Origin of the sequence: Streptomyces sp. NPDC001816, assembly GCF_042892235.1 — a bacterium.
In the GTDB taxonomy this organism is placed as follows: Bacteria; Actinomycetota; Actinomycetes; order Streptomycetales; family Streptomycetaceae; genus Streptomyces.
In genome coordinates this window covers 413,085-429,841 of the sequence record NZ_JBIATY010000006.1, presented here as the reverse complement: position 1 = coordinate 429,841, position 16,757 = coordinate 413,085, and the positions used below count along the sequence as shown (strand labels likewise).

Here is a 16,757-nt window from a genome sequence, read left to right as displayed (position 1 = left end):
TTCACTCTTCAACGATCTGCGTATCCGGTCTCGTGGGGGGACTACACGTGCGAAAGAGATCCCTGGCGCCGGCCTGCGCCTCCGTCGCTGCCGGCCTGCTGCTCTGCCCGCTCGGCCGACGGGAAGGCCGGCTGGAAGACGATGAAGACCGTCGTCCCCGGCAACTCCGACCCCGAGTCCGGCACACCGTTCAAGGGCACCTTCGACGCGCCCTACAAGGGCTACTACCGGGCGCACTTCAAGGGCAGCCGCAACTGGCAGGAGTCGTACAGCGCGGTCGTGTACGCCGAGCGCACCCCGACCCGGATCACCGGCGGCAACGCCTCGCCCGAGCCGGTCCACAAGGGCCGCACCCTCACCTACAAGGGCAAGCTGCAGTACTACAGCTCCGGCGCCTGGAAGGCCTACGGCGGCCAGAAGGTGAAGATCCTCTTCCGCCCCAAGGGCTCCTCCAGCTGGTACGACATGGGCAACGCCACCACCCGCTCCGACGGCACGTTCAGCAGGGGCTCCACGGCGTCGAAGGACGGCACGTGGGTCGCGGTGCTGCTGTACCCGAACAGCACACACCTGGTGAGCTCCGGGCGCGAGGACTACGTGGACGTGATCTGAGTCCGAGCACCCGTCAACAGCCGCCCGAGGCATGCCCCGGGCGGCGCCGGGTACCCGGACTGCTCCGCAGATTCCGGGACCGGAAGGGGAGGCGACGACTCATGGGCCTCGGCGGATGCATCATCCTCATCGCCGTGGGAGCCATCCTCACGTTCGCGACCGACTGGCACATGCAAGGAGTCAACCTCGACATCGTCGGCGTCATCCTGATGGCCGTCGGGCTCATCGGCACCGCCACGTTCAGCGGCATCGCACGACGCCGACGGATCGTGGTGCCGCCGACGCCGGTGGTCGAGGAGGAACCCCACCGCCACCATCAGCGCGGTGACGGCTACAGCGACGGGTACGGCGTCTGAGGTTCCCCGGCCACCGCTCGGCTACTGCTCGTCCATCCCGGCCAGGACGAGCGGCAGCCGGTCCGCCCCGCCCTCGGTGAGGCGGACCGGCACGCCCCAGTCCTGCTGGTGGACGTGGCAGGCCGGGTACTCGACGGACGGATCGTCGTCGCAGGAGGCGGCTATCGCGGAGACGTGCAGGACGCCTTCCCTGACGGCCGGGTTCAGCTCCAGCTCGCGTATGAGGTCCGTGTCCGCTCCCTCGCCCTTGAGCAGCAGTTCGGGCGGGGTCGAGGAGACCAGGAGACGGGTCGAGGGGCCGTAGCGCGTGTCGAGCTTCTGACCTGCGGGGGCCTGGAAGATGACGTCCAACTGGAGTCGGCCGGGGGCTATTTCGGTGGCCGCTCGCTGGGTGCGATGGGCGACCGCCTCCACGCGGACCGCCTCCTCCGGCAGCCGCAGCCGGGTCAGGCGGTGCCGGGCCGACTCCACGACCACGATGTCCGCGCCGACGACGACGGCGTCGCTGGGCTCGCGCAGATCGGTGGCGAGGGTGCTGACCTCGCCGGTCGCGGGGTCGTAGCGGCGCAGGGCGTGGTTGTAGGTGTCGGCGACCGCCACCGAGCCGTCCGGGAGGGCGGTGACGCCCAACGGGTGCTGGAGCAGGGCCTGGTCGGCGGCGCCGTCGCGGTGGCCGAAGTCGAACAGGCCCTCGCCGACGGCGGTGTGGACGTGTCCGTCCGGGTCCACCCAGCGCAGCGCGGAGGTCTCGGAGTCGGCGAGCCAGAGCCGGTCGGCGGTGGCCGCGAGGCCGGAGGGCTGTGCGAACCAGGCTTCGGCGCCGGGGCCGTCGACCAGGCCCTCGTTGGTGGTGCCGGCCCCCACGGCGACGGTCCGCGTGGCCGGGTCGTACGTCCACAGCTGGTGGACGCCGGCCATGGCGATCCACACCTTCTCGCCGAAGACCGCCACGTCCCAGGGGGAGGAGAGGTCGATCTCGCAGGCCGGTCCTGAGGTCGGGGACCCCTGCCACCACTGGCGGCCGGTGCCGGCCAGGGTGGTCACCTCGCCGGTGGCGAGGTCCAGGCGGCGCAGGGCGTGGTTGACGGTGTCCGCGACGATCACGGACGCGCCGTCGTCGAGCAGTGCGAGGCCCTGCGGCTCGTTGAAGGAGGCCTCCCGGGGGCCGCCGTCGGCGAACCCGCGCGTGCCGCTGCCGATCCGCCGTACGACGGTCTCGGCGTCCTCGGCCAGCTCCACCAGCTGGTGCCGGGTGGTGTCGCTGACCAGGAACGTCCCGCCGGGCAGCAGCAGCGCCTTGCCGGGGAAGCGCAGCACCGTCGGCTCGGGCTCCGGCGGCACGTACGGCCCATCGCCACGGCGCAGGGTGCCCTTCGCCTCGTGCTCGGCCTCCAGCTCCCCGACCAGCCGCTCGATGGCGTGCACATGGCCCTCACCGGCGTGCTGGGCGACCACGTAGCCCTCGGGGTCGATGACGACGAGGGTCGGCCAGGCCCGGACCGCGTACTGCTTCCAGGTGGCCAGCTCGGGGTCGTCCAGCACCGGGTGCTCCACGCCGTACCGCTCCACCGCGTCCACGACCGCACCGTGCTCGGCCTCGTGCACGAACTTCGGCGAGTGCACGCCGATGACCACCACCGTGTCCCGGTGCTTCTCCTCCAGCGCGCGCAGCTCGTCCAGGACGTGCAGGCAGTTGATGCAGCAGAAGGTCCAGAAGTCCAGGACGACGATGCGTCCGCGCAGGTCGGCCAGGGTGTACTGGTGGTCCCCCGTGTTCAGCCAGCCACCCTTGCCGATCAGCTCGGGGGCGCGGACGCGGGCGCGGCGGCGGGGTGCGGAGTCGGTCATGATCCCAAGGGTGCCACCCGGCACCGACAACGGCCTTTGCCGCCTGCCCGCGGGCCCGCAGACCCTCAGTCCTGGCGGATCACGTCCCTGCCGGGGCCGCCGGAGAGCGTGTCGCGGCCGGGGCCGCCGTACAGCTTGTCGTTCCCGCTGTTGCCGTACAGCTTGTCGTTGCCGCTGTTGCCGTACAGGACGTCGTTGCCCTTGCCGCCGTACAGCGTGTCAGCCGCGGAACCGCCGTAGATCCGGTCGTTGCCGTCGTCGCCGGACAGGTACTGGCTCCCGACGCCGCCGTGCAGCACGTCGTCGCCCTTGCCGCCCTGCACTATGTTGTCGCCGCCGCTCGCGTAGATCGTGTCGTTGCCGTCGCCGCCCCAGGCCAGACCCTCCGCGCCCACCGTGAGGGTGTCGTCGCCTGCGTCGCCCGAGGCGTAGGCGCCGTCGAGGCGGCCGCTGTCGGTCAGCTTGTCGTTGCCGGCGCCGAGGGAGATCTCGGCGTAGTAGTAGATCTGGTCGGTGGTGTTGTCGTAGGCGACCGTGTCGTTGCGGTCGCCGAAGTTCATGATCAGGGCGGCGTACGGGTCCTGACTGTCCACGTTGGTGACCGTGCAGGAGACCTTCGTACGGTCCGCGCTGTCGGGGTAGGCGCAGTCGTGGCCCGCCCTGATCGGGACGACGTCGTCTATCACGTAGGTGATGCCCGTGCGGTCCGCGGTGAGCGACGCGGTGACGGTGGCCTTGTTGGTCTGGCCGGCGGCGGCCTCATAGGTGAGCTGCCAGTCGTACTGGTTGACCGAGGCGGTGGCCGGCTGCGTGGCAGCACCGGCGGTACCGGCCAGGGTGAGCGGTACGGCCAGGGCCGTGCCGAGGGCCAGGGTGACGGCTCGTACGACCCGGCGACGGGCGGGACGAGAGGACATGGGCGGACCTCCGGAAGGAACGTGCGGAGCCTGTGCGACTTGTGCAACGTCCGACTCGGCGCCCATCCGCTTGGTTGGGCAACTTCCTTACGCGAACTGGAAGTTCACCTGCGCGACACCTCTCGTCCCGCCGGATTCCGGTGCCGGGTCAGGTGAGCGCGTGGCCGGTGGTCGCGTCCACGTGGTCCGGCACCTCGTCGTGCCGGTCGCCCACCGTGAAGGTGCCGGTGGGCTCGAAGACCAGTATCTCGCTGGGCACGGGCGCGTACGGCTTGTGCCAGGTGCCGCGCGGGACGGTGAACACCGAGCCCTTGGGGAGGACGGCCGTGCGCTCGCCTGCCGGCTCCCTGAGGGAGATGTGCAACTCGCCGTCGAGGACCAGGAAGAACTCGTCGGTGTCGTCGTGCACGTGCCAGACGTGCTCACCCTCGACCTTGGCGACGCGGACGTCGTAGTCGTTGACCGCGGTGACGATGCGCGGGCTCCACTGCTCGGAGAAGGAGGCGAGGGCCGCCTCCAGGGAGATCGGTTCCATGCGTTCATCGTCCGGGGCACAGGGACGGCGGACGAGTGCTAGAAATCGCACATGCCGCAAGAATCCTCTCAGCCGGTGCGGCCCCACCGGGTCGCCGTGATCGTCGACGGGGGCACGAACCCGTTCGAAGTCGGTGTCGCGACCGAACTGTTCGGGCTGCCGCGCCCCGAACTGGGCCTGCCCCGACCCCTGTACGCGGTGACGCTGTGCACGCCCACGCCCGAGGTGCGGATGAACCACGGCTTCTTCACGCTGGCCGCGGTGCCCGGCCTGGAGGCGGTGGACGAGGCGGACACCCTGGTCGTGCCCGGCCGCCCGGACAACGTCGTACCGCGCGGGCCCGACGTCCTGGACGCGATCCGGCGCACGCACGCGCGTGGCGCCCGGGTCGTGAGCTTCTGCACCGGCAGCTTCGCGCTCGCCGAGGCGGGGCTGCTCGACGGCAGACGGGCCACCACCCATTGGCTGTGGGCCGACACCTTCCGGAAGCTGCACCCGAGGGTTCGGCTGGAGCCGGACGTGCTGTTCGTGGACGAGGGCGACATCCTGACCTCCGCCGGCAGCGCCGCCGCGCTCGACCTGGGGCTGCACATCTGGCGCCGGGACCACGGCGCGGAGATCGCCAACACGGTCTCCCGCCGCCTGGTCTTCGCCGCCCACCGGGACGGCGGCCAACGGCAGTTCGTGGAACGCCCGCTGCCCCCGGTCCCCGACGAGTCGCTCGGCCCGCTGCTGGCCTGGGCGCAGGAACGGCTGGGCGAGCCGCTGACGGTGGCGGACCTGGCCGCCCGCGCGGCCGTCTCCCCCGCCACCCTGCACCGCCGCTTCCGCGCCCAGTTGGGTACGACCCCGCTGGCCTGGCTCACCGGGGAGCGGGTGGCGCTCGCCTGCCGGCTGATCGAGCGGGGTGAGGAGCGCCTGGACGTCGTGGCGGCCCGCAGCGGCCTGGGCACGGCGGCCAACCTGCGGGCGCGGCTGCGCCGCGAGACGGGGCTGAGCCCGTCGGACTACCGCAGGCGGTTCGGACCGGAGCCCGCCCCTGCGCCCGGCTCGGTGATGATCCCGCCGGGCCGGGGAACGGTACCCGCATGAGACTCCTCGTACGCGACCGGCTCCTCGGCATCGGTGACGACTACTGGATCGAGGACGAGCACGGCCGGAAGGTCTTCCTCGTCGACGGCAAGGCCATGCGGCTGCGGGACACCTTCGAGCTGAAGGACGCCCACGGGCGCGTCCTGATCGACATCCACCAGAAGATGTTCGCCCTGCGCGACACCATGGTGATCGAACGGGACGGCGAAGGCCTGGCCACCATCAAGCGCAAACGGCTGTCCCTGCTGCGCAACCACTACCGGGTCGCGCTCGCGGACGGCACCGAGCTGGACGTCAGCGGCAAGATCCTCGACCACGAGTTCGCCATCGAGTACGACGGCGAACTCCTCGCGGTGATCTCCCGCCGCCGGCTGCACCTCAGGGACACGTACGGCGTCGACATCGTGCGCGACGACGCGGACCCGGCGCTGCTGATCGCGGTGGCGGTGTGCGTGATCCATCTGGCACAGCGGGAGCGGGAGGACGACTAGGGCCGCCCCGGGTGTTCAGCGGCGCGGCGGTTCCAGGCCCAGCATCCGGTCCTTCAGGGCCGGGAACTGTTCGCGGGTCGCCGTCACCTTCGCCGGGTCGAAGTCGACCGTGAGGATCTCCTCGCCGGCGCCTGCCTCGGCGAGCACCTCGCCCCAGGGATCCACCACGATCGAGTGACCGGCCTGGGGAACTCCGGCATGCGTCCCGGCCGTTCCACACGCGAGCACGAACGCCTGGTTCTCCACCGCCCGCGCCTGGGCCAGCAGCGTCCAGTGCGCGCGTCGCCGCTCGGGCCAGCCCGCCGGGATCACCAGCGTCTCGGCGCCGGCGTCGACGAGGGAGCGGAAGAGTTCGGGGAAACGGAGGTCGTAGCAGGTGGCCATGCCGAGGGTGGTCCCGGGCAGCCGGACCGTCACCAGGTCCCGCCCGGCGCTCATCAGTACGGCCTCGCCCTTGTCGAAACCGAAGCGATGGATCTTTCGGTAGGCCGCGGCCAGCTCGCCGGAGGGGGAGAAGACGAGAGAGGTGTTGTAGAGGGGACCGTCCGGGTCTCGCTCGGGGATGGAGCCCGCGTGCAGCCACACGCCCGCGTCGCTCGCCGCCTTGGCCATCACCTCGTACGTCGGCCCTTCGAGCGGCTCGGCCTCCAGGCCGAACTCCGCGTAGGCGAAGGCGCCGGTGGTCCACAACTCGGGCAGAACGACCAGGTCGGCCCCGGCCTGTTCCCGGACGAGCGAGGCCACCCGCTGCCGCCGATCGGCAACCGATTCGCCCTCTTCTACGGCAATCTGGATCAGCGAGGCGCGCACACTACCACCGCCCTGGCATTCGAGTCGTCCACACGGGCCTACGATCGTCACACGAAAGCACTGCCGGGGTGCCTCGTAGCAGCGTAACTTAGCGTCTCAAGACACCCGCCGAGTGCAGCCACCTCCCACTGGCAACGCCGCCACAACCGCCCGTGTACCAACCGCCGAGGGGTCCCGTTCCGTGAGTCTGCATCCCACCCTCCAGCCCTACGCCGACGCCTGGACCCACTCCATCGACGCGATATCCGAGTTGGTCGGCACGCTCCCGGAGGGCGAGTGGAACCGGCGGACGCCCTGCCCGGGCTGGTCGGTCCGTGACGTGGTCTCGCACGTCATCGGTCTGGACTGCGAGATGCTCGGCGACCCGCGTCCCATCCACACCCTCCCCCGTGACATCTACCACGTCACCAACGAGCACCAGCGCTACATGGAGATGCAGGTCGACGTCCGCCGCCACCACACGTCGCCGGAGATGACGGCCGAGCTGGAGTACACGGTCATCCGCCGCAACCGCCAGCTGCGCAACGAGAACCGCGAACCCGGCACCAAGGTGCGCGGCCCGCTGGGCACCGAGGTCACCCTCGAACAGGCGATGCGCACCCGCGCCTTCGACGTGTGGGTGCACGAGCAGGACCTGCGCACGGCCCTCGGCCGCCCCGGCAACCTCGACTCGCCGGGCGCGCACATCACCCGCGACGTCCTGCTGTCCGCGCTTCCCAAGGTGGTCGCCAAGGACGCTGACGCTCCGCGCAGTTCGGCCATCGTCTTCGACGTGCACGGCCCGATCGAGTTCCTGCGCACCATCCGGGTGGACATCCAGGGCCGCGGCACCCTGGAGACCGCCCCCGCCCTGGGCCCCGCCGCGACGCTCAGCCTCGACTGGGAGACGTACGTCCGCCTGGCCTGCGGCCGCGTGACCCCGGAGGCGGTAGCGGACCGGTTGAAGACGGAGGGCGACCCGGACCTGACGGCGGCGATCCTGCGCAACTTCACGGTGACGCCGTAGGCCTACCGGCGACCGGCTGCCGCGGCCGGGGCGGGCTGACACTCCACCTACTCCGAGCCGCACCGGCCACCCGCCGACTCGACCTCACCACCGACACCGAGCACGTAGGGAGGGGCCGGCGAAACTCCACAGCCCAGGGCCTCTCGGACCGCGCGGGGCCCGCCGGATGGCGCGGGGCCCTCGAACGGCGCTGGGCCCGTCCGACAGCGCGGGGCCCATCGGGCCGTGCGGGGCCCGTCGGATGGCACGGGGCCCGTCCGACAGCGCGGGGCCCATCGGACGGCGCCAGGCCTCTCGGACCGCGCAAAGCCTCTCGGACCGCGCGGGGCCGTCCGACAGCGCGGGGCCCATCGGACCGTGCGGGGCCCATCGGACGGCGCCAGGCCTCTCGGACTGCTCGGGGCTTACCGGACCGCACGGAGTCCGCCGGCGGCGAAGGTTTCCCGACCGACCGCACGACGGAAGGCCGCCGACGGCGAGCACCCCCACAGGTTGCTCAGCCTCTCTGCCGACTGGAAACGGGTGGTGCGCGGGTGGGAGAAAAAACTCACGCGGGCACGTGCACCGTCTCCACCCGGCTCGCCACCAACCGCTCCCGCTCCCGCCGAGCAGCCCGCCCCCGCAGCCGCAGAATCTGACTCACTCCCACCGCCTGCAGCACGAACACCACGGAGAAGGCCACCGAGTAGTCGTCCCCGGTCGCGTCCAACAGCACCCCGACCGCGAACAACGTCGTCATGGAGGCGACGAACCCACCCATGTTGGTGATCCCCGACGCCGTCCCCTGCCGTTCGGGCGGGTTGGCCGGCCGCGCGAAGTCGAACCCCAGCATCGACGCCGGCCCACACGCACCGAGCACCGCACAGAGCACCACCAAGAGCCACATGGGCGCACGCTCACCCGGCCAGAGAATGGTCAGCGCCCACAGCACCGCCGTCGCCCCGACCGTGCCCAGCGCCAGCGGCAGCCGAGCCGCATGGTGCCGGGCGACGATCTGGCCGTAGACCAGCCCGATCGCCATGTTGCACAGGACGACGAGCGTCAGCAGCTCACCGGCCGTGGCCCGGGACAGCCCCTGCGCCTGGACCAGGAACGGCAGCCCCCACAGCAGCAGGAACACCATCGCCGGGAACTGGGTCGTGAAGTGGACCCACAGACCCAGCCGGGTCCCGGGCTCCCTCCAGGCCGCCGCGATCTGCCGACGGACGTAGGCCACACCCTGGTGCGGGACCGGCTCCGGCTCGTGCCCCTCGGGGTGGTCCTTCAGGAACAGCAGCGTCAGGACGAGCACGACCACACCGGCCAGCGCGCTGCCCGCGAACGCCGGGGTCCAGCCGAGGCCGTGCAGCAGCCGGGCCAGGACCAGCGTCGAGACCAGGTTGCCCGCCATGCCGACCAGGCCCGCGAGCTGCGCGACCAGCGGCCCGCGCCGGGCCGGGAACCAGCGGGTGCCGAGCCGCAGCACGCTGATGAAGGTCATCGCATCACCGCACCCGAGCAGCGCGCGCGAGGCGAGCGCCGTGCCGTAGGAGGGCGAGAAGGCGAAGCCGAGCTGGCCCGCCGTGAACAGCACCGTGCCGATGCCGAGCACCTTCTTGGTGCCGAGCCGGTCGACGAGCAGGCCCACCGGTATCTGCATGCCGGCGTAGACCAGCAGCTGGAGGATCGAGAAGGTCGAGAGGGCGGAGGCGCCCACGTGGAAGCGGTCGGCCGCGTCCAGCCCGGCCACGCCCAGCGACGTACGGAAGATGACGGCGACGAAGTAGACCGAGACACCGATGGACCACACCGCGACGGCGCGACGGCCACCCCGGGGGTCACCCGGCAGAGTGGCGTCGCTCATCGGACCTCACCCCGGGCGAGGTGCGAGAACCAGCTCACATGCCGGTGCACGACCCCGACGGCCGCCTCCGCGTCCCCGGAGCGCAGCGCTTCGAGGATCTCCTGGTGCTCGGCGAGCGTCTTGGCGATCCGGTCGGGGTGCGAGTGCATGACCGCGACACCCATCCTGAGTTGCCGGTCGCGCAGCTGGTCGTAGAGCCGGGACAGGATCTCGTTGCCGCCGCTGCGCACGATCTCGGCGTGGAAGCAGCGGTCGGTCTTCGCGGCGCCGGCCAGGTCACCGGCCGCGGCCTGCGTCTTCTGCTGCTCCAGCAGCTCCGCCAGCCGTTCCAGCAGCGCCGGCGGGGCGGGTACGGCCTTGCGGGCCGCGTACTCCTCCACCAGCAGCCGGGTCTCCACCACATCGGCGATCTCCTGCGCGGAGACCGGCAGGACCAGGGCGCCCTTCTTCGGATACAGCCTGATCAGGCCCTCCACCTCAAGCCTGAGCAGCGCCTCCCGAACAGGTGTGCGCGAGACCCCCACGGCCTCGGCCAGTTCCCCCTCGGTGAGCAGCGTCCCGCCCTCGTAGCGGCGGTCGAGGACGCCCTGCTTCACATGGCTGTAGACACGGTCGGCGGCGGGTGGTTGCTTCGTGGGCGTGGCCATGCCCACAGGATAGATACAACACGTACGCATGGGCAGGCCCGTCCATCATGCGGACGTGACACAGATCTCGCCCGGCGACTGCACAACCTTCTGTGCTACTTACGTGTCACACACGTGCGGCCCTGCTCCCTTGCCACCTCAACTTGGCCGCACAGTAGGGGCATTCAAGACAATCGGGGTATATCACTTTGATTACCGGCATTAAGGGCACCCGCCGTATCCGCAGAGCAACCGCTGTCGCCGTCACCACCGGCGCGCTGCTCGCCACCGGTGCCTTCACCGCGGCGCCCGCGCAGGCCCTCACGACGCCCTCGATCGTGGCCAAGGGCGGCTACCTCATGAACAACGCGAACAGCACGACGTTGTTCAAGAAGGCAGCGGACACGCAGCTCCCCACCGGCTCCACCACGAAGATCATGACCGCCAAGGTCGTGCTCGCCCAGTCGAACCTCAACCTCGACTCCAAGGTGACGATCAAGAAGGAGTACAGCGACTACGTCGTCAGGAACAACGCCTCCCAGGCGCACCTGATCGTCGGCGACAGGGTCACCGTCCGCCAGCTGCTCTACGGCTTGATGCTGCCGTCCGGCTGCGACGCCGCCTACGCGCTCGCCGACAAGTACGGCAGCGGCGACACCATGGCCAAGCGCGTGTCGAACTTCATCGGCAAGATGAACACCGCCGCCAAGAACCTCGGCCTGACGCACACGCACTTCGACTCGTTCGACGGCATCGGCAACGGCAACAACTACTCGACTCCGCGCGACCTGACGAAGATCGCCAGCAGCGCGATGAAGAGCTCCACGTTCCGCACGGTCGTCAAGACGAAGTCGTACACGGCGAAGACGATCACCAAGACCGGCAGCACCCGCACGATGAACCCGTGGACCAACACCAACGGGCTCCTCAGCAGCTACAGCGGCACCATCGGCGTGAAGACCGGCTCCGGCCCCGAGGCCAAGTACTGCCTGGTCTTCGCCGCCACCCGCAACAGCAAGACGGTCATCGGCACCGTCCTCGCCTCCACCTCCATCTCCCAGCGCGAGGCGGACGCGAAGAAGCTCCTCAACTACGGCTTCGCCAAGCTCGGCTGACGCCCGCTTGAGGCAACCGGGCCCGTCGCGGATCGCGGCGGGCCCGTCGCGTAGGGTGCCCCCGTCATGGACACACAGGGGGACACCGCCGAGCCGTGGGAGACGGCCGCCGCGCTCGTGCGGGCCGCGCAGGGCGGGGACGCCCTGGCCATGGACGAGCTGCTGACGCTGGTGACGCCGTACGTGACCCGGCTGTGCCGCCCGATCGCGCCTCACCACGTACCCGACGCCGTACAGGAGTCGCTGGTCGCAGTCTTCAAGGGCCTGCGCGGCCTGCGCGACCCGCTCGCCTTCTACGGCTGGGTGCGCACGGTCTCCGTCCGCGAGGCGGTCCGGGTCGCCCGGCGCACCGCGGTCGAGGAACCGGCCGACCCCGTCGACCTGTCCCGGCTCGGCGGACTGCGCACCGGCACCGACGGCGAGCTGCCCGCCGACGTCCGGGACGTGCTCGCCCGGCTGCCGGTACGGCACCGCGCGGTCCTGGTCCTGCGCGAGCTGGAGGGCCTGGACGAGGCCGCCGTGGCCGAACTGCTCGGGGTCCCCACGGGCACCGTCAAGTCCCGGCTGCACCGGGCCCGTTCCGCGTTCCGGAAGGCATGGTCGCGATGAGCAACGACCCCGATCCCGTACGACGCCTGCGGGTACTGGCGGCCGGCCTGCACGCCGGCCTGTACACCGAGGAGCACCTCCCGCTGCCGTACGAGCAGGTCTGGGCGGTCGCCTCCGACCTCTCGGCCGAACTGCCCCATCTGGTCCCCTTCCTACGAGAGTTCCGCGTCCCACCGGGCGACGCGGACCGCAAGCCGGCGCTGGCCGTGGGCCGCTCGGGCCTGCGCGAGGCCTTCGAGGTACGCCTCGCCCCCGGCTGGTGCCTGATGCAGTCCCGCCTGATCGTGGGCGGCATGGCGGCCGTACCGGAGGGCTCCGGAACACGCTTCGCGGTCCTCGGAGCCACCCGCCCCACCGCCCTGCGCCCGGTCCAGTGGCTCTACGGCCAAACGCTCGGCGAGCCGCGCGGGCGGGCGTTCGTCCACCGGCTCACCGAGCGGGCGGCACTGCGCTAGCGCGACTCGGCGAACAGTTCCCCGATCCCCTCGGCGACCGCCTCCGGCCGTTCCTGCGGCAGAAAGTGCCCGGCCCCCGGCACCAGCCGCACGGTCAACTCGTCGGCGTACGGCTCCGACCCCGCGAGCAGCGACGGCGGGACCACGACGTCCCGCTCCCCGCCCAGCAGCAGCGTGGGCACGGTCAGCCGGTGCCGGCGCCAGGTGCCGCGGACCAGCGCGGGGATGTCGTGCAGCACGTACTGCCAGAACAGGGACTGCGCGGCGAGCGCGCTCACGGAGGTCGCGGCCGCGTACTCGGCGAGATCGGCGTCCGTCCACACCGCCGGGTCGGCCGCCTGGTGACGCAGGAGGAAGCGGGTGAAGCCGGGCCAGTGCCGCAGGACAGCCCGCCCGAGCACCGGGTACTCGACGAACGCGGTGTACCACATCCGCCACAGGTTGGGCAGGATCGCCCGGTGCCGGGGCCAGGGGTGGGGCATGTTCAGCGCCAGGTACCCGGTGAACCGCTCCGGCGCCCGCAGACACAGCCGGAACCCCAGGTGCGCGCCCCAGTCGTGACCGACCAGCCCGACCCGCTCCAGCCCGAGCGCGTCCAGCAGCGCGAGGGCGTCCTCGGCCAGGGCGTCCATGTCATAGCCGCGCGGGGTGGGTTCGGACCAGCCGAAGCCGCGCAGGTCCGGGCAGATCAGCCGGTACCCGTCCGGAAGCAGGGCGGCGACCTTGTGCCAGGCGTACCAGTGCTGCGGGAAGCCGTGCAGCATCAGCAGCGGAGTGCCGGTGTCGCCGTACTCGGCGAGGTGCAGCCGGGTGCGCCGGACCTCCAGCCGATGGTGCTCGGCGCGTATGTCCTCCGGCATCGGCCGGTCGGACACGACCACGGTGTGCGGTGCCATCCATTGCCCCCTCTAGGGCCGGTGCGGTCCCCCGTCGGGTCCGCGTCGCCGGGTCAGGAGTAGGGGCAGGTACGAAAGGTTCCCTCCTTTCTTTTCCTGTCTCTCGGGCTCTCTCACGGGAGCTGGTCGTAGGTCTTGAAGGTGTAGGAGGCGTCGTAGGACATCAGGTTGTGGTCGGCCGCCGGAAGACCGAGCCGTCGGTTGAGGGGCGGGGTGAGCGGCCCGCAGTGCTCGGCTGCCGGAGCGGTGAAGGTGTCGTCGTATGCCGAGAACTCGATCACCGGCGGATCCTGGGAGACCCACTTGGACGGGCCCGAGCGCTTCAGCTGGAAATCGACGGGTGCGCTCGCGCCGATGGTGCAGTCGTGCGGCAGCAGCGGGCCTATGAGCCGGAAGCGAAGGCTGAACCGGCCGGTGTAGAAGTCGGACCGGCCACCGTACTCCGGCTGTATCGCCATCCCCAGGGCCGGCGTGTGATCACCCGCGGGGGTGCCGGTCAGCCCACCCGGCACGGCGGTCGGCGCGCTGTGCATCGCTCCCCACACCTGCCCTTTGCTGCCGTCCGGCAGGGGACCCTCGGCGTGCGTCATGGTGATCGGGGCGAGGTTCACCGTGATCTTGCCGATGGTCAACCGCGGGGCGGCGGTGTGCACTTCGCATCTCCAGCGGACCGGGTCGACACCATCGGGCAGAGGGGGACAGTCGCTGAAGTCGGTCGCGGACGGGGTGCCGGAACGAGGCGCGGAGTAGGCGACACCCGGCGCACACACCGCTGCGGTGCCGGCGAGGACGGCGGCGCCCGCGACAGCGGCAACACGGCGGGCAGCGGCGGAAGTCGGGCGAGAAGCAGCGGATTTCGTCATGCATCCAGCGTGCCGCCACCGCCACGCGACCACCATCCGTGACAACCCCGGCACGACCCGGAGCCGCCCCTGATGCCCTGTCAGGGTCCTTCACTTACGCTCAACAGCGGTCTGCGCCAGTGGAATCGGTGATCTTCGCTCTCAATAGTGAACATTCAGGTTGCAGTTGGCATATTCGAATTCCTCCGCTCTACCTTCCGCAGCGGAGGTGGTTCACATGAACGAACCCAGCAAGCAAGCGAAGCCCGCCGGCCGGCACGAAGCGATCGACATCAGCGACTTCGTGTACGCGGCCACCGGAGCCCGGGTACGACGGCTGACCATGCCGGACGGGACGCACTGGTTTCCGGCTGTGGATGTCTGTAGGGAACTCGGACACACCAACTCGAGGAAGGCTCTCGCCGACCATGTCCCGGAAGAGCACCGAGAGATTCTTGAGACAGTAACTGGAGGTTACGGTCTCAGCATTCCCGCAGGTCGGGAGTGGCGTCGAGACATGAATCTCATCGATCTCCAGGGCCTGATCCTCCTCGTCCAGTCCTGCACGAAGCCCGCCTGCGCCCCTTTCAAGCAGTGGGTCGCCGAGGTCATCGAGACCGTGCAGCGGGAGGGTTCCTACACTCTCGAAGAGGCCGAGGTGCAGCCCACGGACCCGGGCGCGCCCATCGCGTACGCCATGCCGGATCAGGTGGCGGAGGCCATCGTCCGGCTTGAGGCGCACAACCTTCAGCTGGACGAGGAGCTTGCGAACGGGCAGCGCGAATCGATCGAGCTGCAGAAGGAGATGCTGGCCATCCAGCGGGAGACGCTGGCGACGCAGAAGGCCACACTCGCCGTGCAACAGGCCATGGTCCGGGCGATGGAACGCATCGCGGACCGGTTCGACGCCCTGACCCTCCCCCGCGCCGCCCCCACCGGTCACCCCACCACGGAGACCGTGCTGGCCAACTGGCGGCAACGGCTGTCCGTGACGGAGGACGTGTGGACGGTTGCTGTGGTGATCGCCCCTGTTCTCGTCGAGAACGGTGAGCTGCGCGAGCCGCTCGAATCGATCGCGGCCCGTACGGGTCTGTCGGTGCGGCGCGTCAACGAATGCCTCCGCCTGCTGCGCAAGCACGCCTGCATCCGTTCGCGGGGCGCGGCTGAGGACGGCGCGCCGGTGTATGTGCTGAACCAGCCCTGAGAGAGGGGGCGGTCGCAAGACGAAGTTGCGGCCGCCCCCTTCAGGCCTCAGAGGCTACAGGGCCGAGGATCCTCAGGCCCAGGTGATCAACCGCTTCGGCTGCTCCAGGATGGCCGCCACGTCGGCGAGCACCCTGGAGCCGAGTTCGCCGTCGACCAGGCGGTGGTCGAAGCTGAGGGCCAGGGTGGTGACCTGGCGCGGCTTGACCTTGCCCTTGTGGACCCACGGCTGGAGCTTGATCGCGCCGACCGCGAGGATCGCGGACTCGCCGGGGTTGAGGATCGGTGTGCCGGTGTCGACGCCGAAGACGCCGACGTTGGTGATGGTCACCGTGCCGCCCTGCATGGCCGCGGGGGACGTCTTGCCCTCGCGGGCCGTGGCCACCAGCTCGCCCAGGGACTCGGCCAGCTGCGGGAGCGTCTTGGCGTGGGCGTCCTTGATGTTCGGGACGATCAGACCGCGGGGGGTGGCCGCCGCGATGCCCAGGTTCACGTAGTGCTTGAGCACGATCTCCTGGTTGGGCTCGTCCCAGGACGCGTTGATGTCCGGGTTGCGCTTGATGGCGACCAGCAGGGCCTTGGCGATCAGGAGCAGCGGGTTCACCCGCAGACCCTGGAACTCCTTGTCCTGCTTGAGCTCCTCGACCAGCTTCATCGTGCGCGTCACGTCCACCGTCACGAACTCCGTGACGTGCGGCGCCGTGAACGCGGAGCCGATCATCGCCTGCGCGGTCGCCTTGCGGACGCCCTTGACCGGGATGCGGGTCTCGCGGGCGCCGTCGTACACCGCTGCGGGAGCAGTCACGGCAGGAGCCGTCACGGCGGGAGCGGCCACAGCAGGGGCGGTGACCGTGGCTGCCACGGCCGGCTCGGCGGCCTTGGGGATCGCCGCCGCGTGGACGTCCTCGCGGGTGATCACGCCGTCCGGGCCGGACGGGGTGATCGTGGCGAGGTCGACGCCGAGGTCCTTCGCCAGCTTGCGCACCGGCGGCTTGGCCAGCGGGCGGGGCTGGGCGGGGACGGCGGCGCCGTGCCCGTTCAGCTCGGTCTGGATGGCCTGGGCCGCGGGCGGCACCGTGACCTCCGGGCCCTTGCGCGGGCGGCGCTTGGTGGAGGTGGTCGCCACGCCGTAGCCGACCAGGACCGGCTGGCGGCCCTCCGGCTTGGGCTCCTCCGCCTTGGGCGCCTCCTCGGGCTCCGCCTTCGGCTGCTCGGCGGGAGACTCCGCCGGTGCGCCGCCGGCCACGTCCACCGCGATGATGGCCGTGCCCACGTCCACCGTGGCGCCCTCGGGGAAGTGCAGCGCGCGGACCACGCCGTCGTAGGGGATGGGGAGTTCGACGGCCGCCTTGGCGGTCTCGACCTCGCACACCGCCTGGCCGTCGGTGACCGTGTCACCCGGCTGGACGTACCACTTGAGGATCTCGGCCTCGGTGAGTCCCTCGCCCACGTCGGGCATCTTGAACTCGCGTACGGAAGCTTCCGTCATCGTCGTCACGAA

18 protein-coding genes are annotated in these 16,757 nt (G+C 70.7%); 9 read left to right on the top strand and 9 right to left on the bottom strand.

The window, feature by feature from the left end; all coding sequences use genetic code 11:
* The first annotated feature begins 141 nt into the window (after positions 1-141).
* On the top strand, positions 142-612 hold the full coding sequence (locus tag ACFYZZ_RS23835; protein ID WP_389179296.1) for a hypothetical protein: 471 nt from the start codon (positions 142-144) through the stop codon (positions 610-612).
* Positions 613-713: 101 nt separating this feature from the next.
* Entirely contained in the window at positions 714-968 is a 255-nt protein-coding gene (locus tag ACFYZZ_RS23830; RefSeq protein ID WP_389179293.1) for a DUF6458 family protein, read from the top strand.
* A gap of 21 nt (positions 969-989) precedes the next feature.
* Here ACFYZZ_RS23830 and ACFYZZ_RS23825 read toward each other — a convergent pair whose 3' ends face one another.
* From ACFYZZ_RS23825 to ACFYZZ_RS23815, 3 genes are all read right to left on the bottom strand, one after another.
* Positions 990-2,816 (bottom strand): NHL domain-containing thioredoxin family protein, encoded by a 1,827-nt coding sequence (locus ACFYZZ_RS23825; RefSeq protein WP_389179290.1) that lies wholly within the window; start codon positions 2,814-2,816, stop codon positions 990-992.
* Between the two features lie 65 nt (positions 2,817-2,881).
* On the bottom strand, positions 2,882-3,733 hold the full coding sequence (locus ACFYZZ_RS23820) for a calcium-binding protein (protein WP_389179287.1): 852 nt from the start codon (positions 3,731-3,733) through the stop codon (positions 2,882-2,884).
* A gap of 148 nt (positions 3,734-3,881) precedes the next feature.
* Complete coding sequence (locus ACFYZZ_RS23815) at positions 3,882-4,268, bottom strand: cupin domain-containing protein (protein WP_386572779.1); 387 nt, start codon at positions 4,266-4,268, stop codon at positions 3,882-3,884.
* Positions 4,269-4,319: 51 nt separating this feature from the next.
* Between ACFYZZ_RS23815 and ACFYZZ_RS23810 the strand changes: the two genes are divergently transcribed.
* Both ACFYZZ_RS23810 and ACFYZZ_RS23805 read left to right on the top strand, forming a co-directional pair.
* Entirely contained in the window at positions 4,320-5,360 is a 1,041-nt protein-coding gene (locus ACFYZZ_RS23810; protein ID WP_389179283.1) for a GlxA family transcriptional regulator, read from the top strand.
* Positions 5,357-5,851 (top strand): LURP-one-related/scramblase family protein, encoded by a 495-nt coding sequence (locus ACFYZZ_RS23805; protein ID WP_389179281.1) that lies wholly within the window; start codon positions 5,357-5,359, stop codon positions 5,849-5,851. The genes ACFYZZ_RS23810 and ACFYZZ_RS23805 overlap by 4 nt, the downstream gene beginning before the upstream one ends.
* Before the next feature lie 15 nt (positions 5,852-5,866).
* On the opposite strand, the gene ACFYZZ_RS23800 is transcribed toward ACFYZZ_RS23805, so the two are convergent.
* A complete protein-coding gene (locus ACFYZZ_RS23800; RefSeq protein ID WP_389179278.1) occupies positions 5,867-6,661 on the bottom strand; it encodes a carbon-nitrogen family hydrolase in 795 nt (264 codons plus the stop codon).
* A 181-nt stretch (positions 6,662-6,842) separates the two neighbouring features.
* Here ACFYZZ_RS23800 and ACFYZZ_RS23795 point away from each other — a divergent pair, with 181 nt between their 5' ends.
* Positions 6,843-7,667 (top strand): maleylpyruvate isomerase family mycothiol-dependent enzyme, encoded by an 825-nt coding sequence (locus ACFYZZ_RS23795; protein ID WP_389179275.1) that lies wholly within the window; start codon positions 6,843-6,845, stop codon positions 7,665-7,667.
* A gap of 547 nt (positions 7,668-8,214) precedes the next feature.
* Here ACFYZZ_RS23795 and ACFYZZ_RS23790 read toward each other — a convergent pair.
* Both ACFYZZ_RS23790 and ACFYZZ_RS23785 read right to left on the bottom strand, forming a co-directional pair.
* Positions 8,215-9,510, bottom strand: coding sequence for a nitrate/nitrite transporter (locus ACFYZZ_RS23790; RefSeq protein ID WP_389179273.1), 1,296 nt, complete (start codon positions 9,508-9,510; stop codon positions 8,215-8,217).
* Positions 9,507-10,157 (bottom strand): GntR family transcriptional regulator, encoded by a 651-nt coding sequence (locus ACFYZZ_RS23785; protein ID WP_389179270.1) that lies wholly within the window; start codon positions 10,155-10,157, stop codon positions 9,507-9,509. Before ACFYZZ_RS23785 ends, ACFYZZ_RS23790 begins: the two co-directional genes overlap by 4 nt.
* A 188-nt stretch (positions 10,158-10,345) precedes the next feature.
* Here ACFYZZ_RS23785 and ACFYZZ_RS23780 point away from each other — a divergent pair, with 188 nt between their 5' ends.
* The 3 genes from ACFYZZ_RS23780 (at position 10,346) to ACFYZZ_RS23770 (ending at position 12,315) form a co-directional block, all read left to right on the top strand.
* Complete coding sequence (locus tag ACFYZZ_RS23780; protein WP_389179267.1) at positions 10,346-11,251, top strand: D-alanyl-D-alanine carboxypeptidase family protein; 906 nt, start codon at positions 10,346-10,348, stop codon at positions 11,249-11,251.
* A 66-nt stretch (positions 11,252-11,317) separates the two neighbouring features.
* Positions 11,318-11,860 (top strand): RNA polymerase sigma factor, encoded by a 543-nt coding sequence (locus ACFYZZ_RS23775; protein ID WP_389179264.1) that lies wholly within the window; start codon positions 11,318-11,320, stop codon positions 11,858-11,860.
* The gene (locus ACFYZZ_RS23770) at positions 11,857-12,315 is read left to right on the top strand and encodes a hypothetical protein (RefSeq protein ID WP_389179261.1); all 459 of its coding nucleotides are present in this window, start codon (positions 11,857-11,859) and stop codon (positions 12,313-12,315) included. Before ACFYZZ_RS23775 ends, ACFYZZ_RS23770 begins: the two co-directional genes overlap by 4 nt.
* Here the strand turns inward: ACFYZZ_RS23770 and ACFYZZ_RS23765 are convergent.
* Positions 12,312-13,211: an alpha/beta fold hydrolase gene (locus ACFYZZ_RS23765; RefSeq protein WP_389179258.1), complete on the bottom strand. Its 900-nt coding sequence runs from the start codon at positions 13,209-13,211 to the stop codon at positions 12,312-12,314. The two genes, ACFYZZ_RS23770 and ACFYZZ_RS23765, sit on opposite strands and share 4 nt — an antisense overlap.
* A 113-nt stretch (positions 13,212-13,324) precedes the next feature.
* Positions 13,325-14,074 (bottom strand): hypothetical protein, encoded by a 750-nt coding sequence (locus ACFYZZ_RS23760; protein WP_389179255.1) that lies wholly within the window; start codon positions 14,072-14,074, stop codon positions 13,325-13,327.
* A 217-nt stretch (positions 14,075-14,291) separates the two neighbouring features.
* Here ACFYZZ_RS23760 and ACFYZZ_RS23755 point away from each other — a divergent pair, with 217 nt between their 5' ends.
* On the top strand, positions 14,292-15,257 hold the full coding sequence (locus tag ACFYZZ_RS23755) for a Bro-N domain-containing protein (protein ID WP_389179252.1): 966 nt from the start codon (positions 14,292-14,294) through the stop codon (positions 15,255-15,257).
* 72 nt (positions 15,258-15,329) lie between these two features.
* Here the strand turns inward: ACFYZZ_RS23755 and ACFYZZ_RS23750 are convergent, their stop codons facing one another.
* The gene (locus tag ACFYZZ_RS23750) at positions 15,330-16,754 is read right to left on the bottom strand and encodes a dihydrolipoamide acetyltransferase family protein (protein WP_389179249.1); all 1,425 of its coding nucleotides are present in this window, start codon (positions 16,752-16,754) and stop codon (positions 15,330-15,332) included.
* Positions 16,755-16,757 lie beyond the last annotated feature (3 nt).